Annotated in this window: 23 protein-coding genes and 1 riboswitch; of the genes, 9 read left to right on the forward strand and 14 right to left on the reverse strand. The window is 70.0% G+C overall.

From position 1 onward, the window contains the following. The first annotated feature begins 31 nt into the window (after window positions 1-31). The 4 genes from ACIQFU_RS19705 to ACIQFU_RS19720 all read left to right on the forward strand — a co-directional run bounded on the left by ACIQFU_RS19705 (window position 32) and on the right by ACIQFU_RS19720 (window position 3,846). The gene (locus ACIQFU_RS19705; protein WP_402553038.1) at window positions 32-775 is read left to right on the forward strand and encodes an N-acetylmuramoyl-L-alanine amidase; all 744 of its coding nucleotides are present in this window, start codon (window positions 32-34) and stop codon (window positions 773-775) included. 210 nt (window positions 776-985) lie between these two features. After that, window positions 986-1,447: a hypothetical protein gene (locus ACIQFU_RS19710; RefSeq protein WP_402553040.1), complete on the forward strand. Its 462-nt coding sequence runs from the start codon at window positions 986-988 to the stop codon at window positions 1,445-1,447. Between the two features lie 9 nt (window positions 1,448-1,456). After that, entirely contained in the window at window positions 1,457-3,241 is a 1,785-nt protein-coding gene (locus ACIQFU_RS19715; protein WP_402553041.1) for an alpha/beta hydrolase, read from the forward strand. Continuing rightward, a complete protein-coding gene (locus tag ACIQFU_RS19720; protein WP_402553043.1) occupies window positions 3,238-3,846 on the forward strand; it encodes a hypothetical protein in 609 nt (202 codons plus the stop codon). The genes ACIQFU_RS19715 and ACIQFU_RS19720 overlap by 4 nt, the downstream gene beginning before the upstream one ends. Before the next feature lie 46 nt (window positions 3,847-3,892). Here ACIQFU_RS19720 and ACIQFU_RS19725 read toward each other — a convergent pair whose 3' ends face one another. The 3 genes from ACIQFU_RS19725 to ACIQFU_RS19735 all read right to left on the reverse strand — a co-directional run bounded on the left by ACIQFU_RS19725 (window position 3,893) and on the right by ACIQFU_RS19735 (window position 5,656). Continuing rightward, window positions 3,893-5,062 (reverse strand): cysteine desulfurase family protein, encoded by a 1,170-nt coding sequence (locus ACIQFU_RS19725; protein ID WP_402553045.1) that lies wholly within the window; start codon window positions 5,060-5,062, stop codon window positions 3,893-3,895. Window positions 5,063-5,153: 91 nt separating this feature from the next. After that, window positions 5,154-5,456, reverse strand: a complete 303-nt coding sequence (locus ACIQFU_RS19730) for a DUF4190 domain-containing protein (RefSeq protein ID WP_402553047.1) — start codon at window positions 5,454-5,456, stop codon at window positions 5,154-5,156. A gap of 32 nt (window positions 5,457-5,488) precedes the next feature. Beyond that, on the reverse strand, window positions 5,489-5,656 hold the full coding sequence (locus ACIQFU_RS19735) for a hypothetical protein (protein WP_402553049.1): 168 nt from the start codon (window positions 5,654-5,656) through the stop codon (window positions 5,489-5,491). Between the two features lie 135 nt (window positions 5,657-5,791). Here ACIQFU_RS19735 and ACIQFU_RS19740 point away from each other — a divergent pair, with 135 nt between their 5' ends. Next, a complete protein-coding gene (locus tag ACIQFU_RS19740) occupies window positions 5,792-6,418 on the forward strand; it encodes a TetR family transcriptional regulator (protein ID WP_402553051.1) in 627 nt (208 codons plus the stop codon). Between the two features lie 12 nt (window positions 6,419-6,430). On the opposite strand, the gene ACIQFU_RS19745 is transcribed toward ACIQFU_RS19740, so the two are convergent. The 10 genes from ACIQFU_RS19745 to ACIQFU_RS19790 all read right to left on the reverse strand — a co-directional run bounded on the left by ACIQFU_RS19745 (window position 6,431) and on the right by ACIQFU_RS19790 (window position 17,382). Next, entirely contained in the window at window positions 6,431-7,291 is an 861-nt protein-coding gene (locus tag ACIQFU_RS19745; RefSeq protein ID WP_402553052.1) for a thioesterase family protein, read from the reverse strand. Window positions 7,292-7,433: 142 nt separating this feature from the next. Next, complete coding sequence (locus ACIQFU_RS19750) at window positions 7,434-8,093, reverse strand: trimeric intracellular cation channel family protein (protein WP_402553053.1); 660 nt, start codon at window positions 8,091-8,093, stop codon at window positions 7,434-7,436. 78 nt (window positions 8,094-8,171) lie between these two features. Beyond that, the gene (locus tag ACIQFU_RS19755) at window positions 8,172-9,458 is read right to left on the reverse strand and encodes an ABC transporter ATP-binding protein (RefSeq protein WP_402553127.1); all 1,287 of its coding nucleotides are present in this window, start codon (window positions 9,456-9,458) and stop codon (window positions 8,172-8,174) included. Window positions 9,459-9,505: 47 nt separating this feature from the next. Further along, window positions 9,506-10,603 (reverse strand): ABC transporter ATP-binding protein, encoded by a 1,098-nt coding sequence (locus tag ACIQFU_RS19760; protein WP_402553055.1) that lies wholly within the window; start codon window positions 10,601-10,603, stop codon window positions 9,506-9,508. Then, window positions 10,600-11,598: an ABC transporter permease gene (locus tag ACIQFU_RS19765; RefSeq protein ID WP_402553056.1), complete on the reverse strand. Its 999-nt coding sequence runs from the start codon at window positions 11,596-11,598 to the stop codon at window positions 10,600-10,602. The genes ACIQFU_RS19760 and ACIQFU_RS19765 overlap by 4 nt, the downstream gene beginning before the upstream one ends. A 108-nt stretch (window positions 11,599-11,706) precedes the next feature. Next, the gene (locus ACIQFU_RS19770) at window positions 11,707-13,509 is read right to left on the reverse strand and encodes an ABC transporter substrate-binding protein (protein ID WP_402553057.1); all 1,803 of its coding nucleotides are present in this window, start codon (window positions 13,507-13,509) and stop codon (window positions 11,707-11,709) included. 70 nt (window positions 13,510-13,579) lie between these two features. Beyond that, window positions 13,580-14,587, reverse strand: a complete 1,008-nt coding sequence (locus ACIQFU_RS19775) for an ABC transporter permease (RefSeq protein ID WP_402553059.1) — start codon at window positions 14,585-14,587, stop codon at window positions 13,580-13,582. Window positions 14,588-14,877: 290 nt separating this feature from the next. Further along, window positions 14,878-15,675 carry an enhanced serine sensitivity protein SseB C-terminal domain-containing protein gene (locus ACIQFU_RS19780; protein WP_402553061.1) on the reverse strand — a complete coding sequence of 266 codons (798 nt, stop codon included), beginning with the start codon at window positions 15,673-15,675 and terminating at the stop codon, window positions 14,878-14,880. 191 nt (window positions 15,676-15,866) lie between these two features. After that, complete coding sequence (locus ACIQFU_RS19785) at window positions 15,867-16,634, reverse strand: enhanced serine sensitivity protein SseB (protein WP_402553063.1); 768 nt, start codon at window positions 16,632-16,634, stop codon at window positions 15,867-15,869. A 79-nt stretch (window positions 16,635-16,713) separates the two neighbouring features. Then, on the reverse strand, window positions 16,714-17,382 hold the full coding sequence (locus ACIQFU_RS19790) for an AAA family ATPase (RefSeq protein WP_402553065.1): 669 nt from the start codon (window positions 17,380-17,382) through the stop codon (window positions 16,714-16,716). Window positions 17,383-17,560: 178 nt separating this feature from the next. Then, window positions 17,561-17,654, forward strand: a riboswitch (glycine riboswitch). Between the two features lie 155 nt (window positions 17,655-17,809). Between ACIQFU_RS19790 and gcvT the strand changes: the two genes are divergently transcribed. From gcvT to ACIQFU_RS19810, 4 genes are all read left to right on the forward strand, one after another. Beyond that, a complete protein-coding gene (gcvT, locus tag ACIQFU_RS19795; protein ID WP_402553066.1) occupies window positions 17,810-18,943 on the forward strand; it encodes a glycine cleavage system aminomethyltransferase GcvT in 1,134 nt (377 codons plus the stop codon). A 98-nt stretch (window positions 18,944-19,041) separates the two neighbouring features. Next, window positions 19,042-19,419 carry a glycine cleavage system protein GcvH gene (gcvH, locus tag ACIQFU_RS19800; RefSeq protein ID WP_402553067.1) on the forward strand — a complete coding sequence of 126 codons (378 nt, stop codon included), beginning with the start codon at window positions 19,042-19,044 and terminating at the stop codon, window positions 19,417-19,419. 14 nt (window positions 19,420-19,433) lie between these two features. Next, the gene (gene glyA, locus ACIQFU_RS19805) at window positions 19,434-20,696 is read left to right on the forward strand and encodes a serine hydroxymethyltransferase (RefSeq protein WP_402553069.1); all 1,263 of its coding nucleotides are present in this window, start codon (window positions 19,434-19,436) and stop codon (window positions 20,694-20,696) included. A 100-nt stretch (window positions 20,697-20,796) separates the two neighbouring features. Further along, window positions 20,797-22,164, forward strand: coding sequence for an L-serine ammonia-lyase (locus ACIQFU_RS19810; RefSeq protein WP_402553070.1), 1,368 nt, complete (start codon window positions 20,797-20,799; stop codon window positions 22,162-22,164). Window positions 22,165-22,196: 32 nt separating this feature from the next. Here ACIQFU_RS19810 and ACIQFU_RS19815 read toward each other — a convergent pair whose 3' ends face one another. Next, complete coding sequence (locus tag ACIQFU_RS19815) at window positions 22,197-24,689, reverse strand: ATP-dependent Clp protease ATP-binding subunit (RefSeq protein WP_402553072.1); 2,493 nt, start codon at window positions 24,687-24,689, stop codon at window positions 22,197-22,199. Window positions 24,690-24,741 lie beyond the last annotated feature (52 nt).

A 24,741-nucleotide genomic window follows, 5' to 3' on the forward strand; every position in this document is an offset into this window, starting at 1 on the left:
CCGGAGCGCGCGAGTATGCGTTGAAGATCGTATGGGGGCGAAGCAGGGATCCACGGGCGGATCCACGAGCGGCGGATCCGGTGACGGCGACCGGCGCATCGGCCGGCGGGCGCTGATCGTCGGCGGTGCGGCGGCGGCCCTGGGCACGGGTGTGCTGGCCCGTGACGAGCTGTCGCGGCTGTGGTGGCGGATGCCGGGTGTCGAGCGGCCCCGCGAGGAGGGCGCGGTCGACTACGCGGGCGCGCGCTGGGTCGCGGCGTCGGACGCGAACTGGCGGCGGGCGGACCGGCCGGACGACTTCGGCATCGACATGGTGATCGTCCACGTCACCCAGGGCAGCTTCGACAGCGCCGTGCGGGCCTTCCAGGACCCGGGGCACAAGGCGGCCGCGCACTACATCGTGGGGCAGGACGGGCGGGTCACCCAGATGATCCGCGAGCTGGACGTGGCGTACCACGCGGGCAACCGCGACTACAACGAACGCAGTGTCGGCATCGAGCACGAGGGTTTCGTGGACCGCCCGCGGGACTTCACCGACGCGATGTACGCCGCCTCCGCGCGGCTGACGGCGGGGATCTGCGCGCGGTACGACATACCCCTGGACCGGAAGCACATCCTCGGCCACGTGGAGGTGCCGGGCACCGACCACACCGATCCGGGGCCGCACTGGGACTGGGACCGGTATCTGAAGCTGGTGCGACGGGCGGCCACGAGCGGCCCCTCCGGCAGCCCGTCGGCCGGCCCGTCGAACGGCCCCTCGCGATCCGGCGTCTGACTCCGAGTCCGTCCCCGGCCGGTCCCCCACCGGATGACGCCGTCCTGACCCGACGACGACCCGGTTCGGCCTGAGTCCGGATACTCAGGCCTCGTGGTGGCCGGTACGGACAGCCACCGCTTCGGGGAAAGTTACTGTACGTCCCGACAACCATGACGCTGCGGTCACCAGTCGCATCCGCTCGTCATCATCACAGGGGGAGGGCCACGCATGGCGTGGGAGGAGTGGGAGCAGGTCAAGGCGGCGGTGTCCACAGGACGCACCGCGCAGATGCAGCTCAACCAGTTGCCGGCCGATCGGGGAGGCACCGGCACAGCCGGTGGTGGTCCGGTCGGCAGGATGAGATCCGACAAGGCCACGTGGTCCGGAGCCGGTGGAGCCCTCGGCGAGTTGCAGGAGAGCCTCGGCAAGGCGCTGGCGAGACTGGCGGACGGCCAGACGGGGCTCGGCAAGGAATCCGGGTGTCTGACGGCGGCGGTTCAGGAGAGGGTGTACGAGTCCTGGGAGCGCCGGGTGAAGGACATCAGCGAGCTGTGCGACGGACTCGCCGAAGTGTTCGAGAAGACGGGCAACGACCAGCTCAGGACCGACGAGGCCATCAAGGCCGAGATCGCCCGGCTGAAAGTGGCCTCCGGGGACCCGGCCGACGGCGGCTCGGGCAAGGGCCGGTGAGTCGAGCGCATGGACATCAAAACGCTCAAGGCCCTCAAGCCGTCCGAGTACTCGGAGGCCGCGGACGGGTACCGCGCGATCAGCAACACCGCCGACGCGGCTCGGGAGCGCATCGACAAGCAGGTCACCAAGGCCATGCGGAAGGCCAACGAGGGCGCGGCAGCGGACGCGGCACAAAAGCAGCTGACGAAACTCTCGGAGAACTTCCACTACACCCAGGTCGAATGCGGCCTGATCACCGGAGCGCTGGACGGTTTCTCGTTCGAGATCGCCGCGCCCAGGCGCCGTCTGCTCGAGGCGCTGGACGATGCGGCGGCGCTGGGGTACGCCGTCAGCGCAGAGGGTGACATCACCTTTCCCGCCGGCGGCAAGAACGAACTGACCGGTGCCGAGATCCCCGGCGGCACGGCCGTGGGCAACAACGGCATGCTCGACTCCAGCAACAGGGGGCTCTACGGTCCGGACAACCGGGGGTTGTACTCACCGGGTACCGCTGGGACCGGCGGCCTCGACATTCACCGTGGGAATCCGCATCACGCGAAGGCACAGGACATAGCCGACCGCATAGCCCACGCCGTGGCGGAGGCGAAGCTGATCGATACGCGCTACAGCGACGCACTGGGTCAGCTCAAGGCGGCACCGGGGCTGAGCGTGACCTCGAAGACGTGGGCGGATGTGGCGTCCGACGTCGACGCCGTCAGCTGGGCTGCGCTCGACTACGTCCAGGACCACATCCCGATGGACAAGTCGCCGGCCGACCGCAAGGAGTGGTGGGACAACCTCAGCGAGGAGGAGCGCGACGAGTACAAGACGGCCTTCCCCGAGATCATCGGCGGCCTCGACGGCATCCCTGCCGTAGTCCGCGATGAAGTCAACCGCGAAAACCTGCAGATGCTCATCGCCAAACTGGAAGGACAGGACGACGACACTTCCCGGGCCCAACTGGAGGGCATGAAGGGAATTCAGGAGAAGCTGTCCAAGCCCAGCCAGCCGCCCATGTTCCTGCTCGGAATCGGGGATGAGGGCAATGGCCGGGCGATCGTAAGCTACGGAAATCCGGACACTTCGAAAAATGTCTCCGCCTACGCTCCGGGGCTTGGCACCACGCTTGACGGCGACTTCGCGGACGACACGGTCCGACGGGCGTACCAGACGGCGAAGGGCGCCTACAAGTACGACCATTCCACCGCTTCCATCGTCTGGTTGGGCTACGACGCCCCTGGTTTCACAGAGGTGGCGTCCACAACCCTCGCGAACCGGGGTGCCCCCGCCTACAGCAGCTTCATGGAAGGCATACAGGCCACCAACGAGAACGCCGACCCCCATGTCACCGCCATCGGGCACTCGTATGGCTCGCTCGTGGTCGGAACGGCCGCGCGAGAGCACGGCGGAATACCCGGCGTCGACGACATCGTGCTTCTGGGAAGCCCCGGCACGGGCGCGCAGACCGCAGACGAGCTGAATGTCGGAAAAGGCCATGTATTCGCCGCGTCGGCCGGCAACGATCCGGTTTCGTGGCTACCGGCGGCCAGCAGCCTCATCGGGCCCGCCCCCGCCGTCGTCAATTTTCTGGACGACGAGCGCTGGTTCGGCAGGGACCCGGTCAGCGACGATTTCGGCGCCACACGCATGGAATCAGGCGACGGTCCACTGCCGCTTTGGCTCTCCGGTGAGGGCCCGACCCCGGCCCACTCAGGGTATTTCGATTCCGAAAGAAATCCGTCTGCGGCCAACAACGTCGCCAAAATTGTCGGCGGTAGACCAGACCTAGTCACGACAGAAGAGTCACGATGAACAAGCTTCCCATTCGGGTGACCGGAATCGCGCTCGCACTCCTCGCTGTCGCGGGCTGCGGCACAGGAGACGAGGGTTCAGGAGATACGCAGAGGAGCTCGAACATGAACATGCAGGAGGCGGCGGACGAGGCCGACACGCTGATCCACCAGACCTTTTCGGCGGTAAAGCCTCCGGTCGAGTGGACTCACGACGCTTCGGACCACGGCAGCTGCGGTGGCGATTCGACAGGAATGGGAGACGTCACACGCCGCGCGGTCGTCATGACAAAGGTTTCGGCGGAGAGGAGGGGAGCCCTGCTCGGCATAATCGAGCGCCACTGGAAGAAGAAGGGGCACAAAATCACTGACGTCAATCCGAACAAGGAGTTCCCCGAGATCTACGCCGAGAGCGGTGACGGTTTGTTGAGGATGAGCTTGATCGTCGGCGGAGAGGGCCAGTTCTTCCTCGACGTCCAGACCTCCTGTGTCCCGGAATCGAGCGTCACCGGGCCGACCACGAAGGGACATGGCCACAGCTACTACGGGGAGGCCGTCCCGAGGCCCAATGTGGATGACGCCTTCTGGTCGTCCGAGCGGCCGCTCCCCTCGCCGTCGCCGAGCTGAACCGGGACGCGCTTTTGACCCGGCCGGTACCGGTCGGCCGGGCCTGCTACGACAGCCCCGCCGCGCGGGCGCGTTCCACCGCGGGGCCGATCGCCTTGGCGAGCGCCTCCACGTCGGCCCCGGTCGAGGTGTGGCCCAGCGAGAAGCGCAGGGTGCCGCGGGCCAGGTCGGGGGCGGTGCCGGTGGCCAGCAGGACGTGGCTGGGCTGGGCGACTCCCGCGGTGCAGGCGGAGCCGGTGGAGCACTCGATGCCCTGGGCGTCGAGCAGGAGCAGGAGCGAGTCGCCCTCGCAGCCCGGGAAGGTGAAGTGGGCGTTGGCGGGAAGGCGCCCCTCAGGTGCCGGATCGCCGCCGAGGACCGCGTCCGGGACCGCCGTGCGGACGGCGGCGACGAGGTCGTCGCGCAGGGCGCCGATCTCGCGGGCGAACCACTCGCGCCGCTCGGCGGCGAGGCGGCCGGCGACCGCGAAGGAGGCGACGGCGGGGGCGTCGAGGGTGCCGGAGCGCACATGGCGTTCCTGCCCGCCGCCGTGCAGGACGGGCACCGGTGTGTACTCCCGGCCGAGCAGCAGTGCGCCGATGCCGTAGGGGCCGCCGATCTTGTGGCCGGAAACGGTCATCGCGGCGAGCCCGGAGGCGGCGAAGTCGACCGGGAGCTGGCCGAAGGCCTGGACCGCGTCGGCGTGCAGCGGCACGTCGAACTCGGCGGCAGCGTCGGCGAGTTCGCGCACCGGCATGATCGTGCCGATCTCGTTGTTGGCCCACATGACGGTGGCGAGGGCGACGTCGCCGGGGTCGCGGGCGATGGCCTCGCGCAGCGTCTCGGGGTGGACGCGGCCGTGGGCGTCGACCGGCAGGTACTCCACGGTGGCGCCCTCGTGCTCGCTGAGCCAGTGGACGGCGTCGAGGACGGCGTGGTGCTCGACGGGGCTGGCCAGGATCCGGGTGCGGGCCGGATCGGCGTCGCGGCGGGCCCAGTACAGGCCCTTGACGGCGAGGTTGTCGGCCTCGGTGCCGCCGGAGGTGAGGACCACTTCGCTGGGGCGTGCGCCGAGCGCCTCGGCGAGGGTCTCGCGAGCCTCCTCGACGGTGCGCCGCGCGCGGCGGCCGGACGCGTGGAGGGAGGAGGCGTTGCCGGTGACGCTCAGGTGCGCGGTGAGTGCCTCGACCGCCTCGGGGAGCATCGGGGTCGTCGCGGCGTGGTCGAGGTAAGCCATGGTGCGGCCGATTCTACGGGGCGCTCGAACCCTGCCCCGGACCAAGGCCCGCCTCGTCGCGCGGTTGGCCCGGGCGTGACGGTGGGGTGGCTCACAGGCTCCACGACATCGTGTTGTCCGCGGACATGAACACCATCAGGACCAGCAGGTCGGCGACGCCCAGGCCCAGACCGAGCAGGGCCCGGCCGCGGCGGGCGGTGCCGCGCCACAGGGCGACGCCCGCGAGGGCCATGGCGATCGGGCCCAGGAAGACGTTGAGGACGAGCAGACCGAGCAGACCGAGGACGAAGGCGGCGACGGCCATGCCGTCGGTGTCGTGGATGCCGGTCCGGCGGGTGGCGCGGGTGGTGCGCTCGGCGTCGGTGGTGCGGTGGGCCGGTGCGGTGAGCTGCATGACGTTCTCCCTGCCGTGCGTCGGTGGTGCGGTCAGTGGGCGGAGGTGCTCCGTCGGCGGCCGTGCCGCTCGCGGAGGGCGAAGATGCCGAGCCAGACGGCGATGACCAGGCCGGCCGCGAGCGAGAAGGTGAGCGATGCGTGGGCGACGGTGCCCATGACCAGCCCGAGGAGCAGGAGTGCGACGACGAGAAACAGCATGGAGCGGATCCCCCAGACTTCCGGACTTCCTTCCGGACTTCGGTGAACGGTTGTGGTTACAGTTGTTCACTGACTTCCCAGTCTAGCGCGCTCTACGGCTTTTCAATTCCAGAGAACGGTTGTTAACTGCATGGCATGAGTCACACCCCCGGCGTTCGGCAGGCGCAGAAGCAGAAGACCCGGCAGGCACTCCTGGACGCGGCGCTCGGACTGCTGGAGGAGCAGAGCCTGAGCAGCCTGGGACTGCGCGAGGTCACCCGTGCCGTGGGCGTCGCCCCGACCGCCTTCTACCGGCACTTCCGCTCCACGGCGGATCTCGGCGTCGCGCTGGTCGAGGAGGCGCTGGGCAGCCTCCACCCGATGATCCGGACCACGATGTCACCGGCCGAGGACGACGACGAACGCATCGCCCGCGCGGTCGAGTTGATCGCCGGTCACGTGGCCGCACACCCGGCCCACGTCCGCTTCATCGCGCGGGAGCGGCACGGCGGGGTGCAGCCGGTGCGCCGGGCGATACGTGAGCAACTGGCTCGGTTCGCCGAGGAGGTGCAGGCCGAGCTGGCCACGGACGCGTCGGCGGCGGACTGGAGCGAGACCGATCTGCGCATGCTGGCGGGCCTCTACGTCGACCAGATGCTGATCACGGCGTCCCTCTTCCTGGAGACGCTGGACGCCCCCGGAGAGGAGCGCCGCCGGGCCGTGGAGACGGCACGGCGGCAGCTGCGACTGATCAGCGTCGGCCGCACGCACTGGCTGGACTGAGGTGCCCCCGGGTCAGCCGAGCCGGACCCGGGCCAGCTGACGGGACTGGGCGACCAGCCGGTCGGCGCTGTCCCAGACCTCGGCGTCCTCCTCCAGGAAGCCGCCGGCGAGGTTGCGGGTGGTGATGGAGACCCGCAGCGGGCCAGGCGCCGGACGGCAGCGCACGTGCACGGTCAGCTCGACCGTCGGCACCCAGCCCTTGAGCCCCAGCTCGAAGGCGGTCGGCGGCAGCGCGTCCACCGCCAGGAGCAGCGAGAGGGGGTCCGCGTCGCGGCCGTCGGCGAGGCCGAACCAGGCCCGCATCTCGCCCCGCCCCGAGGGCTGCCCCAGCGCCCAGCCCAGCGTGGCGGGGTCCAGCTTGAGCATCAGCCGGTCGGCGATGGCCGAGCTGCCGTCGACGGGGGCGGGGCCGTCCTCCGGGCCGAAGCACTGGCCCGCCGGCGGGATCGCGGGCGGCTTCGCCGAGGTGCGGACGTCGTCGGGCAGCGCGTCGAGGTCGCCGTAGGAGGCGAGGACGCGGATGCGCTCGACCTCGTTGCCCTCGTCGTCGTACTGGAAGAGGGAGGCCTGGCCGGTGGAGAGGGAGCGCCCCGCGCGGACGGTCTCGGTGCGCACGACCGCCGGGCCCGGCCGGGAGGCGGTGAGGTAGTGCGCCGAGACGGTGAAGGGGTCGGGATGCGCGAGCGCGTCGCCGAGGGCCCGGCCCAGGACGGCCAGCAGATAGCCGCCGTTGACGGCGTTGATGATCGTCCAGCCGGCCGACAGGTCGATGTCGTAGACACCGGGGGCGCGCCGGGTGACGGCGGTGTCCCGGTCGAACTCGCTGTCGCCGATGGTGGCCCGTGTGGCCGCTGCGGAGGCTGCTTCTGGCATGACTGCACGGTACAACAGGAAACTACTAAGCGGTAGCTTTCCCCGTCGTTCCCTCCCCGGCCGACCGCACCCGGGCAGGACGGACGCGATCCGACGGCGTCGCCTTCGTCGAGGGCGTGCCGCCTCCCCGACCCGAGCCGGGTCAGTCCCCCTCGACCACCGTCGACCGGCGGTTCCAGGCGCGTGGTGCCCGCCAGTGGTAGCGCAGGGCGAGCAGTCGCAGTACGAAGGCCGTGACGACCGCCAGCCCGCTGGTGAAGGGGGTGAGCGCCTCGTAGCGGATGCACAGGGCGACCATCGCGGAGCCGACGATCGCGGGGACGGCGTACAGGTCGCGGTCCCAGCGCAGCAGTGAGGGCACCTCGTTGGCGAGCACGTCGCGCAGGACACCGCCGCCCACCGCGGTGGTCAGACCCAGGCAGGCCGAGGCGGTCAGGCCGAGACCGTAGTCGTACGCCTTGGTGGTGCCGGCGACGCAGAACAGGCCGAGGCCCGCCGCGTCGAAGATGTTCACGCCGGTCTGGAGGCGCTCCACGTGGGGGTGGAGGAAAAAGACCAGCAGCGTCGCGAACAGCGGGGTGAGGAAGTATCCGAGGTCGGTGAAGGCGGCGGGCGGCACCGCGCCGATCACCAGGTCGCGGAAGAGCCCGCCGCCCAGCGCGGTGACCTCGGCGAGGACGGCGATGCCGAAGACGTCGAAGTTCTTGCGTACGGCCAGCAGCGCGCCGGAGATGGCGAAGACGAAGATCCCGACCAGGTCGAGCGTGTGCTGGACGGTGGGGCTGAAGAGTTGCTCGTACACCCTTCTATTCTTACCTGCCAGTGAGCCCCTGCCTTACAAACGAAGGCAGGGGCTCACTGGCAGAGCGGGTGAGTGAGGTCACTTCTCCTTGGCGGGAGGCTCCTCGGCCGCCGGCTCCTCGGCGGCGGGCTCGTCGCCGTCCGCCGCGGCGTCCGCGCGGGACTCCGCCTCGGCCTCCGCGGCCTCCGCGACCTCCGCGGCAACCGCCGCCGAGGTCGCCGCCGACTCCGCCAGCGCTTCCTCCGACACCAGCTCCGCCGCCTCCTTGGCCGCGGTCAGCAGGACGACGTCCTGCGGAGCCTGGTCCTCGAAGTTCTCCGGGTGGTGGCAGGCCACCTGCTGCCCCGGCCGCAGCTCCTTCAGCGGCGGCTCGGTGGTGGTGCAGATCTGCGTCGCCTTCCAGCACCGGGTGTGGAAGCGGCAGCCGGTCGGCGGGGCGATCGGCGAGGGCACGTCGCCCTTGAGCAGGATGCGCTCGCTCTTGGCCGACTTGCGGGCCGGGTCCGGGATCGGGACGGCCGACATCAGCGCCTTGGTGTACGGGTGCATCGGCGACTTGTAGAGCAGGTCGCGGTCGGCCAGCTCCATGATCTTGCCGAGGTACATCACCGCGATGCGGTCCGAGACGTGCCGGACCACCGACAGGTCGTGCGCGATGATCACGTACGTCAGGCCGAGCTCCTGCTGGAGGTCGTCGAGCAGGTTGACGACCTGGGCCTGGATCGACACGTCGAGCGCGGAGACCGGCTCGTCGGCCACGACCAGCTTCGGGTTGAGCGCGAGCGCACGGGCGATGCCGATGCGCTGGCGCTGGCCGCCGGAGAACTCGTGCGGGTAGCGGTTGTAGTGCTCGGGGTTGAGGCCGACCACCGACAGCAGCCGCTGGACCTCCTTCTTGACCCCGCCCTCGGGCTGGACACCCTGCAGCTTGAAGGGGGCGCTGACGATCGTGCCGATGGTGTGGCGCGGGTTCAGCGAGGAGTACGGGTCCTGGAAGATCATCTGCACGTCACGGCGCAGCGGACGCATGCCGCCGACCCCGAGGTGGGTGATGTCCTTGCCCTGGAACTCGACCTTGCCCGCGGTCGGCTCCAGGAGCCGCGTGATCAGCCGGCCCATGGTCGACTTGCCGCAGCCGGACTCGCCCACGACGCCCAGCGTCTCGCCGGACCTGACCTCGAAGTCGATGCCGTCGACGGCGCGGACCGCGCCGACCTGGCGCTGCAGCAGGCCCTTCTTGATCGGGAAGTGCTTCTGCAGCCCGGTCACCTTGAGCAGGGTCTCGCCGGGGGCGGCGTCCTTGGTGAGGGTCGCGGTGCCGCCGGCCTTCTCCTGCGTGCCGTCGCTCTGCGCGGGGATGGCCACTGCTTCGTCCTTGGCCTTGCCCTTGGTTTGGTCCTTGGCTTCGTCGCTCACAGCTTCGGCGCAATCTCTTCGGTCCAGATACGCTCCCGCTGCTCCTGCGACATGTGGCAGGCGGCCCAGTGCTTACTGCCGACCTCGGTCAGCTCGGGGCGGACCGTGCGGGTGACGTCGTCCTTGGGCACGTCGGCGTAGGGGCAGCGCGGGTTGAAGGCGCAGCCGGACGGGAGGTTGATGAGGGAGGGCGGGGAGCCCTTGACCGGGATGAGGCGTTCCTGCTGGTCGCGGTCGAGCCGCGGCATCGAGCCGAGCAGGCCCCAGGTGTAGGGGTGCCGGGGCTCGTAGAACACCTTCTCCGCCGGACCGCGCTCGACGCACCGGCCGCCGTACATCACCAGGAGGTCGTCGGCCAGCTCGGCGACGACGCCCAGGTCGTGGGTGATGACGATGACCGCGGAGCCGAACTCCTTCTGCAGGTCCCGGATGAGGTCGAGGATCTGCGCCTGGACCGTCACGTCGAGGGCGGTGGTCGGCTCGTCCGCGATGAGCAGCTCGGGGTTGTTGACCAGCGACATCGCGATCATCGCGCGCTGGCGCATACCGCCGGAGAACTCGTGCGGGTAGCTGTCCACCCGCTTGTCCGGCTGCGGGATGCCGACCCGGTCGAGCATCTCCACCGCGCGGCGCTTGGCGGTCTTCTTGTCCACCTTGTGGTGGATGCGGTACGCCTCCACGATCTGCTGGCCGATCGTGTAGTACGGGTGCAGCGCGGACAGCGGATCCTGGAAGATCATCGCCATCTCCCGGCCGCGCAGCTTGCGCACGTGGTCGGGGTCGGCGGACAGCAGCTCGGTGCCGTCCAGCCAGATCTCGCCGGAGATCTGCGCCTTGCGCTTGCCGTACTGGCCGGCGGTGTGCAGGCCCATGATGCCGAGCGAGGTCACCGACTTGCCGGAGCCGGACTCGCCCACGATGCCGAGGGTCTTGCCCTTCTCCAGCTGGAAGGAGAGCCCGTCGACGGACTTGACCAGGCCGTCGTCGGTCGGGAAGTGGACCTTGAGGTCGCGTACTTCCAGGAAGGCGGTCGGCGCGGGCGAGGTGCCGGTGGGCTCGCCCACCGCTGCCCCGCTCTTGCTCAGTTCGGTCATGCGAGCCTCACTCGGGGGTCGATCACGGCGTACAGGATGTCCACCACGAGGTTGGCGATCAGCACCGCGAGAGAAGTGATCAGGACGACGCCCAGGATGAAGGGCAGGTCGTGGTTCTTGATCGCGTCCAGCACCTTCTGGCCGAGGCCCGGGAGGCTGAACGTGGTCTCGGTCAGGATCGCGCCGCCCATCAGGGCGCCGAGGTCCATGCCGAGCATGGTGAGCAGGGGGGTCAGGGTCGACCGCATCGCGTGCTTGCTGATGACGACCTGTTCCTTGAGGCCCTTGGCCCGCGCGGTGCGGATGTAGTCCTCGCCGAGGATCTCCAGCATGGTGGCGCGGGTGATCCGGGCGTACATCGCGGCGTACAGGAAGGCCAGCGTGATCCAGGGCAGGATCATGCCGCCGAGCCATCCGCTGAAGCTTTCCTCGAGCGGTACGAACTCACCGTCGATCCAGCCCAGTCCGTAGGAGAAGATCGCCAGGCTGAGCAGACCGGTGAAGTAGATGGGGAGGGAGACACCCGCCAGGGCGACGACCATCGCGCCGCGGTCCCACAGCGTGCCCCGCTTGAGGGCGGAGAGCACACCGGCGGCCACACCGAAGAGCAGCCACAGCACGGCGGCGCCGAGCGCGAGAGCCAGGGTCACCGGGAAACGCTCGGTCAGCACCGGCCACACGGACTGCTCGGTTTTGAAGGAGTAACCGAAGCAGGGCGCGGAGCAGTGGGTCACGTCGCCGCCGGCCGCGTAGGTGCGACCCGCGAAGATGCCCTTGAAGAACTCCCAGGCCTGGACGAGGACCGGGTCGCCCAGACCCAGCTTCTCCCGCACACCCTCGACGGCGGCGGGGTCCGCCTGCTTGCCGACGAAGTTCAGGGCGATGTCGACCCCGGCCCACTTGGGGACGAGGAAGAAGATGCAGAAGACCACCAGGATGATGACCACGAGCATCACTGCGGCGGCGAACAGCCGCCTGATGAGGTAAGCGAGCACGGGTTGCGGCCCGCTGCGCCCCGCGGGCCGCCGGAGGTCGTCCGGCGGCCCGCGGTCACGCCGCGCCGGCCTTCACCTGCCTTTCGTGCCGTACGGCGGGTGTACCGGTTACTTCTTGGGGTTCTTCAGGCCGAGGTTCACGAAGTCGTACATACCGCTGTAGGCGTCGGTGGTGTACACGTTCGCGATGTTGCTGGAACGCCAGTTGATGAACTTCTCGAAGACGAAGGGCAGGTAGTAGCCGCCCTCCATCACCTTGTGGTTGATCTCCGTGGCGATCTGCTGCTTGCCCGCGTCGTCCTTCGCGGTCAGGTAGTCGGCGAAGAGACCGTCGATCTTCGGGTCGTCGATCATCGCGAAGTTGTTGTTCGCGCTGTCGAGGATGTAGTCGCTGTGCCACAGCGGCAGACCGTAGCCCTGCACGGACGGGAAGTCCGGGCCCCAGCCCATGATGATGATGCCGTAGCCCTTCTTCTTCACGTTCGAGGGGCTGCCGATGACGCTGGCGTACTGCGAGCCGTCGTACTGGTCGATCTCGACGTTGATGCCGACCTTCTTCAGCGAGGCCTGGAGGGACTCGGCGGTGGCGACCTCGACCGGCTTGTTGTTGCGGACCGCGATGGTGGTCTTGAAGCCGTTCGGCTTGCCGCAGGCCTTCAGCTCTTCCTTGGCCTTCTCGACGTTGCCCTTCTTGTTGGCACCGGCCATCTCGTACGGGTCGTACTTCTGGCCCTCGGAGCCCGGAACGGCGGGCGGCAGCATGTTGGTGCCGATGTCACCGCCGGCGACCGGGCCGCCGCGCGCGGTCTGCAGGGAGACGTGGTCGGCCCCGTAGAGCACGGCCTTGCGGCAGTGGATGTTGTCGAACGGCTTCACGTTCTGCGGGAAGGACGCGTACCGGATGTAACCCGAGATCGGGTTGTCCAGGTTCTCCTTGTGCTCCTTCAGCGCCGTGGTGCGACCCTGCGGGGACAGACCGGTCTGGGCCAGGTCGATGTCGTAGTCGCCGGCGATCAGGCGGGCGTCCAGGTCGTTGGCGTTGGTGAAGAACTTGATCGTGATCTTGTCCGGGTACGCCTTGCGGACCGGGTCCGAGCTCTGCTTCCACTCGGCGTTGCGGACCAGGGTCAGGTCCTTGCCCGGGTTGTAGGACTCGAACTTGTACGGGCCCGAGGAGAACGGGTGCAGACCGTACTTGGACTTGGTGTCCTTGTCCTGGCGGACCGGGGACGCCGAGGTCAGCGCGAGCATCTCCTCGAAGTCCGAGTTGGCCTGCGGCAGGTGGAAGACGATCGTCTTGTCGTCCGGCGTCTCGATCGCCTTCAGACCCAGCTTGTCCTTGGCCTTGTCCTTGTACGGACCCTGGTACTCGTCCTTGGGGTCGAGCACCTCCTTGAGGTACGTCGGACCGCCGGACAGCACGTCCTGCGCCCAGACGCGCTCGATGCCGTACTTGACGTCCTTGGAGGTGATCGGCTTGCCGTCCTCCCAGGTGATGCCGTCACGCAGGGTGTACGTGTAGGTCTTGCCGTCGGCCGAGACCTTGGCGACGTCGGCCGCGAGGTCGGGGGTGACCTCGGCACCGGTCTTGCCCGGCTCCGTCTTGTTCGTGACGAGCTGGCGGCTGTAGTAGCGGGAGAAGTTCCACATGAAGCCGTAGTAGCCACGCGTGGTGTCCCACGAGTCGGCGTCCTGCGTGCTGGCGAACTTCAGCGTGCCGCCCTTCTTGGCCTCGGAGGCCTGGGCGACCTTGTTGTTGGCGGCGTCGAAGCCGGCCGCGCCGTTCTTCGAACCGCTGCCGCCGTCGTCGTCGCCGCCGCCGCCGCACGCCGCCGTGGTCAGCAGCGCGGCGACCACTGCGGCAGCGGCCAAAGCCTGCTTGCGCCGCCCTGAGGTGCGTTGGGTAGTCACGATCTCGGATCCTCCGGATTAGATGAGAGACCCCGTGCAGGTGCCACGGGTCGCCTTGCGGTACGGCAGGTCAGCGGGAACCCTTCGGGTCCAACGCGTCGCGCACGCCGTCACCGAAGAGGTTGAAGGCAAGAACGGTGATGAAGATCGCCACACCGGGAACCACCATGTACATGGGGTCCGACTTGTAGTAGTCGATCGCGCTCGAGAGCATCTGCCCCCAGGACGACGTGGGCGGCTTGACGCCCACGCCGAGGAAGCTGAGCGCCGCCTCGGTGAGGATGTTGGTGGGGATCATCATCGTGGTGTAGACGATGATCGGCGCCACCAGGTTGGGCAGCAGTTCCTTGAACAGGATGTAGAACCGTCCGGCCCCCAGCGACCGGGCCGCCTCGACGTACTCCCGTTCGCGCATCGAGAGGGTCTGGCCTCGGACCACGCGACCGATGTAGGGCCAGCCGAAGAAGCCGATGACCACGATCATCATGAGCAGGCGCACGCCCGTGCCGCTCAGTCCGAGCATGTTGTCCGGCATGACGGAGACCAGGGCGATGATGAAGAGCAGCTGCGGGAAGGCCAGCAGTCCGTCCATGATCCGGCAGATGAGGGAGTCGACCCAGCCGCCGAAGAAGCCCGCGAGAACACCGAGGACGGTGCCGAGGACCACGGCGACCATGGCGGACAGGAAGCCCACCAGGAGCGAGATCCGTGAGCCGTGGACGATGCGGGCGAAGATGTCGCGGCCGTTGACCGGCTCCACCCCGAGCCAGTGGTCGCCGCTGACACCGCCCAGGGAGCCCGTGGGGGTGCCGAACAGCGGGTCGATCATGTCCTCGTTGTACGCGTTGGGCTCCTGCCCGTACAGGGAGGTGATCAGGGGAGCCAGCACGGCGATCACGATGAGGACCAGCACCACGACACCGCCCGCGAGGGCCAGCCTGTCCCTCTTCAGGCGCTCCCAGGCGATCCGGCCCAGGGAGCGCCCTTGTACCGACTTGGCCTCGGCGCCGGCGACCGCCGCTTCCTCTGCCGCACTCGGGGCCGCTTCCGCGGTCGGCTCGTGCAATGGTGCCGTCATCTGGCAGGGACCCCTCTCAACCGGCGGTAGCCGGCCCGCACTTGCCGCTGTAGCGGCGTGATCAGTCCGTCGTACAAAGAGGCGAGCATCCACCCCTTGTTGCGGGAGTCTTCAACGCTTTGGCGATCTGTAGCCAGAGGGGACGGGGAATGGATGCGCAAACGTGATGCTGTTTGAGGTGTTCCGTTATCCGGACAGTGGGTAACGGGGGCCGGACGCGGGCGAGTTGGGACATCAGGGACAAGATGGTGCTTTGCGCCGCCATCTACGCGCGAAGATGATCTCCGACGTCAGTACCGGCTGCCGGCCGGAGGGTATCCGTACCCGCCCGCCGGTGCCTGGGCGGGGGCGGCCGCGTGGGCCTCGCGGTCGTAGAACGGGCGGGCGTTGGCGCGCAGCCACAGGGCGACCGGGTCGTGCGTGTCGGTCATCGCCACCGTGGACACCGGCAGCCCGTCCGGCACCGCGCCGACGGACTGCTGCATCATCGCGCGGACCGCGTCGACGGCCGGCGGGGAGGTGTCGTACACGTCCAGGCCGATGGCGAGGTACGGCGCCCCGAGCGCCGGCTGCACCCAGGCGCGGCGCAGCGCGCGGACCGCCGGGGTGCGGTGGGCGTTCTGTGCGAGCAGGGCGTAGAACTGGGGGATCTCGACGGCCGGTTCGGACAGGCGCAGGGGCCCGGCGGGCTGGCGGTCCAGGCCAGAGGCGATACGGCGCAGGTCGAGCCAGGGGATGCCGACGCCGCCGCCGGGGGCGTGCGGGTTGAGCCACAGGCCGTAGTGGTCCGGGTAGAGGGCGCGGGCCACCTCCAGGCCGTCGACCACCTCGTACGACCGGTTCCAGCCACTGGCGGACAGCTCCTGGGCGGAGGTCACGCAGGGCGCGTAGCCGTAACCCTCGACCTCCATGTTCCCGTACTGGGCGTCCGGGGAGCCGGCCTGTCCGTGCCACAGCAGCATCCAGACCTGGCCGGAGGTGGGAGTGGCGAGGGCGCGCAGCAGGGCCTCGTAGGCGTCGTAGCGCCCGGGCGTGACCTGGCGCAGCATGTGCTCGACCTGTCCGGTCGTGGTGCCGCTGGCGCTCACGCGTATCGCCCCTTCGAGAAGTTCCCCCGGTGTCGGAACCAGCTTAAGGCTCCGCCGGGTGCGGGGGGCCTTCCAGCTCGGGGTGTGCTGTCCGTCGGCGGGTGCGGATTCGTTGTGGCTTGTCGCGCCGCGCGGCGGAGCCGCACATGTCACAGCCCCGCGCCCCTTCGGGGCGCCCACCCGACGGGCGCTTACAAGTCCCGGTCGTAGAACGGCCTGACCTTGTCCCGCATCCAGTCGCAGACCGGGTCCTGGGCCGCCTCCAGGAGGACCAGGTTGACCTGGTACCTGAGGGGGGACTTGGTCAGGGCGCGGCCGAGGGCCTCCAGGGGGAGGGCTTGGGCGTCGCCCTCCCAGTGGGTCAGTTCGACGCCGACGTACAGGGCCGGGTCGGCGGTCTCGACGGCGGCCAGACAGCGGCGCGCGCTGCGTACGACGCCGGTGGCGGCGAACTCGGCGGAGGCGGCGGCCAGGAAGTCCACCGGGTCGTCCTGCCAGTCGGGCTCGAAGAGGCGGACCCGTCCGCCGGACGCGGGGCCGTCCAGCGGGGTGCGTCCGGCCCGGCACAGTTCGGCCACGGCGGGCGGCGGCAGCGGGAGGCCCACCACGCCCTCCGGGTTCAGCGCGATGCCGGCCTGCGGCGGCAGGCCGCGGGCGAACTCCACGGCGGGGGCGACGGTGTACGCCATCTGCGGCCCGGCGACCTGCCGGAGCTGTTCCTCGGAGCTGAACACCGGTACGTAGGCCTGGCCGTCGATCTCCAGCGAGGGCAGGTCGAGGGGGCCGCTGTGCGGTCCGCCGCCGCTCGGCAGGGGTACCCACAGGAGGCTGCGGCCGAGGACCTCCACTATCCGGCCGCCGGCCGTCGGGACGCCGAGGGAGGCGGACAGCACCTCCTCCAGCTCGTTGCCGGGCCACCCGCCGTGCGGATGAGGGTGCGCCTGTGCCGGGAAGTCCATCTGTCTACCTACCGCCTGCCTGATACCGCTGTTCGTGGCTGAAAGGCTAACCCGTTCGGCCCCGGTGCCCTACCGTGCGTCACCCCGTGAAGGCGATCCGGCGCAGGGTGCCGGCCGCGGCCCGGTCCAGGACGACCGCCGAGGCGCAGCCGGCGGGCAGGCTGCCCGCGGTCACCGCGCGCAGCAGGCGGGAGTTGGCCGCGCGGTGCCGCAGGAACGCGTACCGGGACACGCCCCGGCCGCGCTCGCGCTGGCCGGCCAGGGCGTCGTCGGGAGCGACGTCGAGGAGCAGCAGGTGCAGGGCACCGCCCCGGCGGCGGGCCGCGCGGGCCAGCCAGCCGCGCACCCAGGCCTGGGTGCCGCAGTCGTGCACGACGACACCCTCGCCGGAGCGCACCGCGCGGCGCAGTCCGGCGTAGTGGGTGAGGCGGACCAGGGGGCGGTAGAGCGCGTAGGGCAGCCGGCGCGGCACGCGGTGCTCCCAGCGGTCGCGGGTGTCCTGGGAGTCGACGCGCGGGCCGCGCACGGTGCGCCGCATCAGCGTGGACTTGCCGCTGCCGGGCAGACCGGTGATCACCACCAGGTCCCGGGGTCCGAAGAGCAGGGCGTGCGGGCTGCGGCCGTCGCGGTCCCTGAGGTCACGGACGACGGGCGCGTGCAGTGGGGCGCACGCCTCGGTCGCCGGAGCGGCCGGCTGCTCGGGCAGCGCGAGTCCCGAGGTCGTGGCGTACGCCGTGGTCCTGTTCACCGTGATCGTCCTCCCCTGGGGCGGTTCACGAGGCCCTCCCCGTCGAGTGTAAAGAGAAGGTAATGCGCAGGTCTCGCGTTTTCGTTCGCTTACTGCCACAAGCCGGTTACAAGAACAGCTCTGCCCACGGATCGCCGGGGCGTGCAATGATGGCGGCGCCAACTGCATACCGGCCGTTTGAATCCGCGCGGGAGAGTCCCCGGCCGCGCCGGGGCGCCGAAGGAGCAAGTCCCTCCCTTGAATCTCTCAGGCCCCGTTACCGCGCGGGCGAGGCACATCTGAAAAGCGGACCGCCCCCGACGGCGGTCCCACCCAAGGTGCAAGCCCTGATCGCCGTACTCCGGTGGCCGTGGCGAACCTCTCAGGTTCCGATGACAGATGGGGAGGACCGACCTCGCCACGTCCTGTCATGGGAGACGACCGACCGATGAGCAGTACCGAACCGCGCCGTACCGCGCTCGATGCCACGCATCGCGCGCTGGGCGCGACGATGACCGACTTCGCCGGCTGGGACATGCCCCTGCGCTACGGCTCCGAGCGCGAGGAGCACGTCGCGGTGCGCACCCGCGCCGGTCTCTTCGACCTCTCGCACATGGGCGAGATCACCGTCAACGGCCCGCAGGCGGCCGAGCTGCTGAACTTCGCGCTGGTCGGCAACATCGGCACCGTGAAGCCGGGCCGGGCCCGCTACACCATGATCTGCCGTGAGGACGGCGGCATCCTGGACGACCTGATCGTCTACCGCCTGGGCGACACCGAGGCCGGGTCCCCCCGCTACATGGTGGTCGCCAACGCCTCCAACGCCCAGGCCGTGCTGGACGCGCTGACCGGGCGGGCGGCGGGCTTCGACGCCGAGGTGCGCGACGACCGCGACGCCTACGCGCTGCTCGCCGTGCAGGGCCCCGAGTCCCCGGGCATCCTCGCGTCGCTCACCGACGCCGACCTGGAGGGCCTGAAGTACTACGCGGGGCTGCCCGGCACGGTCGCCGGCGTCCCGGCGCTGATCGCACGCACCGGCTACACCGGCGAGGACGGCTTCGAGCTGTTCGTGGCGCCGCAGCACGCCGTCGAGCTGTGGCAGGCGCTGACCAAGGCGGGCGAGGGCGTGGGGCTGGTCCCGTGCGGCCTGTCCTGCCGGGACACGCTCCGCCTGGAGGCGGGCATGCCGCTGTACGGCAACGAGCTGTCGACCGCGCTGACCCCGTTCGACGCCGGTCTCGGCCGGGTGGTGAAGTTCGAGAAGGAGGGCGACTTCGTCGGGCGCGCCTCGCTGGCCGAGGCCGCTTCCCGGGCGGAGCAGAACCCGCCCCGCGTCCTGGTGGGCCTGGTCGCCGAGGGCCGCCGGGTCCCGCGCTCCGGGTACCGGGTGGTCGCGGGCGGCGCGGTGATCGGCGAGGTCACCTCGGGTGCTCCGTCCCCGACGCTGGGCAAGCCGATCGCCATGGCGTACGTCGACCCCGCGCACGCGGCCCCGGGAACCGAGGACGTCGGCGTGGACATCCGGGGCAGTCACGAGCCGTACGAGGTCGTGGCGCTGCCGTTCTACAAGCGCCGGAAGTAGACACTGGGCGGCGGCCCTCCCCGGCGGCCCCCTGCCTCGCTCGTTCCCCCATCACCCCCTTCACCAGCCACTTCCTCGCGTACAGGAGAATTCAGGCCATGAGCAACCCCCAGCAGCTGCGCTACAGCAAGGAGCACGAGTGGCTGTCGGGCGCCGAGGACGGCGTCTCGACGGTCGGCATCACGGAGCACGCGGCCAACGCGCTCGGTGACGTCGTCTTCGTCCAGCTCCCCGAGGTCGGCGACTCGGTGACCGCGGGCGAGACCTGCGGCGAACTGGAGTCGACCAAGTCCGTCTCCGACCTGTACTCCCCCGTCTCCGGTGAGATCACCGAGGTCAACGAGGACGTCGTCAACGACCCGTCGCTGGTGAACAGCGCCCCCTTCGAGGGCGGCTGGCTGTTCAAGGTGCGGATCACGGACGAGCCGGCCGACCTGCTCTCCGCCGACGAGTACACCGCCTTCACCGCCGGCTGAGGAGTCCCGACCGCATGTCGCTTCTGAACACACCCCTGCACGAGCTGGACCCGGACGTCGCCGCAGCCGTCGACGCCGAGCTGGACCGCCAGCAGTCCACCCTCGAGATGATCGCCTCGGAGAACTTCGCCCCGGTCGCGGTCATGGAGGCCCAGGGCTCGGTCCTCACCAACAAGTACGCCGAGGGCTACCCCGGCCGCCGCTACTACGGCGGCTGCGAGCACGTCGACGTGGTCGAGCAGATCGCGATCGACCGGGTCAAGGCGCTCTTCGGCGCCGAGCACGCCAACGTGCAGCCGCACTCGGGCGCCCAGGCCAACGCGGCGGCGATGTTCGCGCTGCTCAAGCCGGGCGACACGATCATGGGTCTGAACCTCGCCCACGGCGGGCACCTGACCCACGGCATGAAGATCAACTTCTCCGGCAAGCTCTACAACGTCGTCGCCTACCACGTCGGCGACGACGGCCGGGTCGACATGGCCGAGGTGGAGCGCCTCGCCAAGGAGAACAGGCCGAAGCTGATCGTGGCCGGCTGGTCGGCGTACCCGCGGCAGCTGGACTTCGCCGCGTTCCGCAAGGTCGCGGACGAGGTCGGCGCGTACCTGATGGTCGACATGGCGCACTTCGCCGGTCTGGTCGCGGCGGGCCTGCACCCGAACCCGGTGCCGCACGCCCACGTGGTCACCACCACCACGCACAAGACCCTGGGCGGCCCGCGCGGCGGTGTGATCCTCTCCACGGCCGAGCTGGCCAAGAAGATCAACTCCGCCGTCTTCCCCGGTCAGCAGGGTGGCCCGCTGGAGCACGTGGTGGCCGCCAAGGCCGTCGCCTTCAAGGTCGCCGCGAGCGAGGACTTCAAGGAGCGCCAGCGTCGTACGCTGGACGGTGCCCGCATCCTCGCCGAGCGCCTGGTGAAGGACGACGCGAAGGCGGCGGGCGTGTCGGTCCTGACCGGCGGCACGGACGTCCACCTGGTCCTGGTGGACCTGCGCGACTCCGAACTGGACGGACAGCAGGCCGAGGACCGCCTCCACGAGGTCGGCATCACGGTCAACCGCAACGCCGTCCCGAACGACCCGCGTCCCCCGATGGTGACCTCCGGTCTGCGCATCGGTACGCCGGCCCTGGCGACCCGAGGCTTCACCGCCGAGGACTTCGCCGAGGTCGCCGACGTGATCGCCCAGGCACTGAAGCCGTCCTACGACGCCGAGGCGCTCAAGGCCAGGGTGAAGGCCCTGGCCGACAAGCACCCGCTGTACCCGGGTCTGAACAAGTAGACACCGCGTCCGAGGGCGGGGCGCCGCGCCCGCCACGAGCGGGGCCCGGCGCCCCACCCGAAGCACCCCCTCCGCACCACCCCCGTTCTGAGGAGTCCCCGTGGCCATCTCGGTCTTCGACCTGTTCTCGATCGGCATCGGCCCGTCGAGTTCGCACACGGTCGGCCCGATGCGCGCGGCCCGCATGTTCGCCCGCCGCCTGCGCAACGAGGAGCTGCTGGACTCCGTCGCCTCGGTCCGCGCCGAGCTGTACGGCTCCCTCGGCGCCACCGGCCACGGCCACGGCACGCCCAAGGCGGTGCTGCTCGGCCTGGAGGGCGACTCACCGCGCACGGTGGACGTGGAGAGCGCCGACGACCGCGTCGAGACGATCAGGTCGGCCGGCCGCCTCCGCCTCCTCGGCGAGCGCGAGATCGCCTTCTCCTACGACGACGACATGGTCCTGCACCGTCGCAAGGCCCTCCCCTACCACGCCAACGGCATGACCCTGTGGGCGTACGACGCCGAGGGCGCCGAGGTGCTGACCAAGACCTACTACTCGGTGGGCGGCGGCTTCGTCGTCGACGAGGACGCGGTCGGCGCCGACCGCATCGTGCTCGACGACACGGTCCTGAAGTACCCCTTCCGCACCGGCGACGAGCTGCTGCGCCTGACCCGCGAGACGGGTCTGTCCATCTCGGCGCTGATGCTGGAGAACGAGCGTGCCTGGCGCGACGAGGGCGAGATCCGCACGGGTCTGCTGGAGATCTGGCGCGTGATGCAGGCGTGCGTCGAGCGCGGCATGACCCGCGAGGGCATCCTTCCGGGCGGCCTGAAGGTCCGCCGCCGCGCCGCGAACACCGCGCGCAAGCTGCGCTCCGAGGGCGACCCGCAGGCCCTGGCCATGGAGTGGATCACGCTCTACGCGATGGCCGTGAACGAGGAGAACGCGGCCGGCGGCCGGGTCGTCACGGCCCCCACCAACGGCGCGGCCGGCATCATCCCGGCGGTCCTGCACTACTACGTGAACTTCGTCCCCGGTGCCGACGAGGACGGCGTGGTCCGCTTCCTCCTGGCGGCCGGCGCGATCGGCATGCTCTTCAAGGAGAACGCCTCCATCTCCGGCGCCGAGGTCGGCTGCCAGGGCGAGGTCGGCTCCGCCTGCTCGATGGCCGCGGGCGCCCTCGCCGAGGTGCTCGGCGGCTCACCGGAGCAGGTGGAGAACGCCGCCGAGATCGGCATGGAGCACAACCTCGGCCTCACCTGCGACCCGGTCGGCGGCCTCGTCCAGATCCCGTGCATCGAGCGCAACGGCATGGCCGCCGTCAAGGCGGTCACGGCGGCCCGGATGGCGATGCGCGGCGACGGGTCCCACAAGGTCTCCCTGGACAAGGTCATCAAGACCATGAAGGACACCGGCGCCGACATGTCGGTCAAGTACAAGGAGACGGCCCGGGGCGGGCTCGCGGTGAACATCATCGAGTGCTGAGCGGGCAGACCCCGCCGGCGCCGGGCCCGGCGTCAGGACGCGTCGTCGGCCGTCTTGCGCACGGTGCAGACGAGCGCGTCCTGATGTACGTCGGCGACGACGGTGTCCCCGGGACCGGCCTCGCCGCCCAGGAGCAGGTCGGCGATGCGGTTGTCGAGTTCGGCCTGGATGGTGCGGCGCAGCGGGCGGGCGCCGAACTCCGGCCGGTAGCCGTGGGCGATGAGCAGTTTCCTGGCGGCCTCGGTGACCTCCAGCTTGATGCCCTGGGCGTGCACGCGGTGCTCGCTCTGGGCGAGGAGGTGGTTCAGGATCTCGGTCAGATCGTCCTGGGTGAGACTGTGGAAGACGATGATGTCGTCGATCCGGTTCAGGAACTCGGGCAGGAAGCGGGCCCGTAGTTCCTCCATCAGTTCGTCCTTGAGACCGGCCGCGTCGCCCTTGTGGTCGAGGATGCGGTGGGCACCGATGTTGGACGTCATGATGATCACGCAGTGCCGGAAGTCGACGGTGCGGCCCTGTCCGTCGGTGAGGCGGCCGTCGTCCAGGATCTGCAGCAGCGTGTTGAAGACGTCGGGGTGGGCCTTTTCCACCTCGTCGAACAGGACCACGCTGTAGGGCTGGCGGCGGACCTTCTCGGTGAGCTGGCCGGCCTCCTCGTAGCCGACGTATCCCGGGGGCGCCCCGACGAGCCGGGCGACGGTGTGCTTCTCCTGGAACTCGCTCATGTCGAAGCGGACCATGCGGTTCTCCTCGCCGAACAGGAGCTCGGCGAGGGTCTTGGCCAGCTCGGTCTTGCCGACGCCGGTAGGGCCGAGGAAGAGGAAGGAGCCCACGGGGCGGTCGGGGTCGCCCATGCCGGCCCGGTTGCGGCGCACCGCCCGCGAGACGGCGGTGACCGCCTCGTCCTGGCCGACGATCCGGGCGTGCATCTCCTCCTCCAGCTTGAGCAGCCGCTCCTTCTCCCCGGCCGTCAGCTGGGAGACCGGGATGCCGGTGCGGCGGGAGATCACATCGGCGATGTCGTCGGCGGTGACGGAGACGACGCCCTCGCGGCGCTCCTCGATGCCGGCCAGTTCGCCCTCCGCCTCGGCGATCTCGCGCTTCAGCTCACCCGCCCGGTCGTAGTCCTCGGCGGCGACGGCCTGCTCCTGTTCCCGGCGCAGCCGGGCGATGCGGTCCTCGCGGCCGACGGCCTCGGTGGAACGGCTCGCGCTGCGCAGCCGTACGCGGGCGCCCGCCTGGTCCATCAGGTCGATCGCCTTGTCGGGCAGGAAGCGGTCGCTGACGTAGCGGTCGGACAGCTCCGCCGCCGCTGCCAGGGCGCCGTCGGCGAAGCGGACCTGGTGGTGCGCCTCGTAGGCGTCGCGCAGGCCCTCGAGGATCTGCAGGGTCTCCTCGACCGTCGGCTCGGGGACCAGCACGGGCTGGAAGCGGCGTTCGAGGGCCGCGTCCTTCTCCACGTGCTTGCGGTACTCGTCGATGGTCGTCGCACCCACCACGTGGAGTTCGCCGCGCGCGAGGGCGGGCTTCAGCATGTTCCCGGCGTCCATGGAACTCTCGCCGCCGGCTCCGGCACCGACGACGGTGTGGAGTTCGTCGATGAACAGGATGATGTCGCCGCGGGCCTGCTGGACGTCCTCGATGACCTTCTTGAGCCGCTCCTCGAACTGTCCCCGGTACTGCGCGCCCGCCACCATGCCGGACAGGTCGAGCGCGACGACGCGCTTGTCCTTGAGGGTGCCGGGAACCTCACCCGCCACGATGCGCTGGGCCAGCCCCTCGACGATCGCGGTCTTGCCGACTCCCGGTTCTCCGATGAGAACGGGGTTGTTCTTGGAGCGGCGCGAAAGGATCTCGACGGTCTGCTCGATCTCCTCCGCACGCCCGACCACCGGGTCGAGTTTTCCGGCCCTGGCCTCTTCCGTGAGGTCCCGGCCGAACTCGTCCAGGGTGGTCGCCGGCTTCTTCCGGCCGGTGGATCCGCCGTCGCCGCGTCCCGTCTGCTCGGCGAGTCCCGCGAGTTTCGCCGGGTCGAGGCCGTCCGCACGCATCATCCGGGCGGCGCCCGTGTCGCTGTCGTCGAGCAGGGCGCTGAGGATGTGCTCGGGGCCGATGTACGACACCCCTGCGGCCTGCGAACGCTCGTACGCCGCGGCGAGCGTGCGCTTGGCCGCGGGGGTCAGACCGGGCTCGGCCGACGGCTCGCCCGACTCCCGGGGCAGGACGCGGGCGATGTCGTCGGCGAAGGAATCCGGATCGACGCCCGCCCGGACGAGGATCCGCCGGGCGGGATCCACCTTGGTGGCCGCCCACAGGAGATGTTCCGTGTCGAGGTCGGACGTCCCGTCCTCGACGGCCCGCCGGGCGGCGAGGTTGATGAGTTCCTGGGAGGACTCGGTCAGGAGCCGCCCGATGGGCACGCGCTGCACCGCGGGCGGCGACGACGCCGGCGACATGCCGAAGAAGCGGTTGAGCATGTCACTGAACGGGTCCGACGAACCGAAACCGAATGTCGACATCGACATGGCAACTCCTGATGCGCGGCGCTTTCGTCCAGCCAAACGCCATGCCCGCGCG

Origin of the sequence: Streptomyces sp. NPDC093065 (genome assembly GCF_044754585.1) — a bacterium.
Classification (GTDB): domain Bacteria; phylum Actinomycetota; class Actinomycetes; order Streptomycetales; family Streptomycetaceae; genus Streptomyces.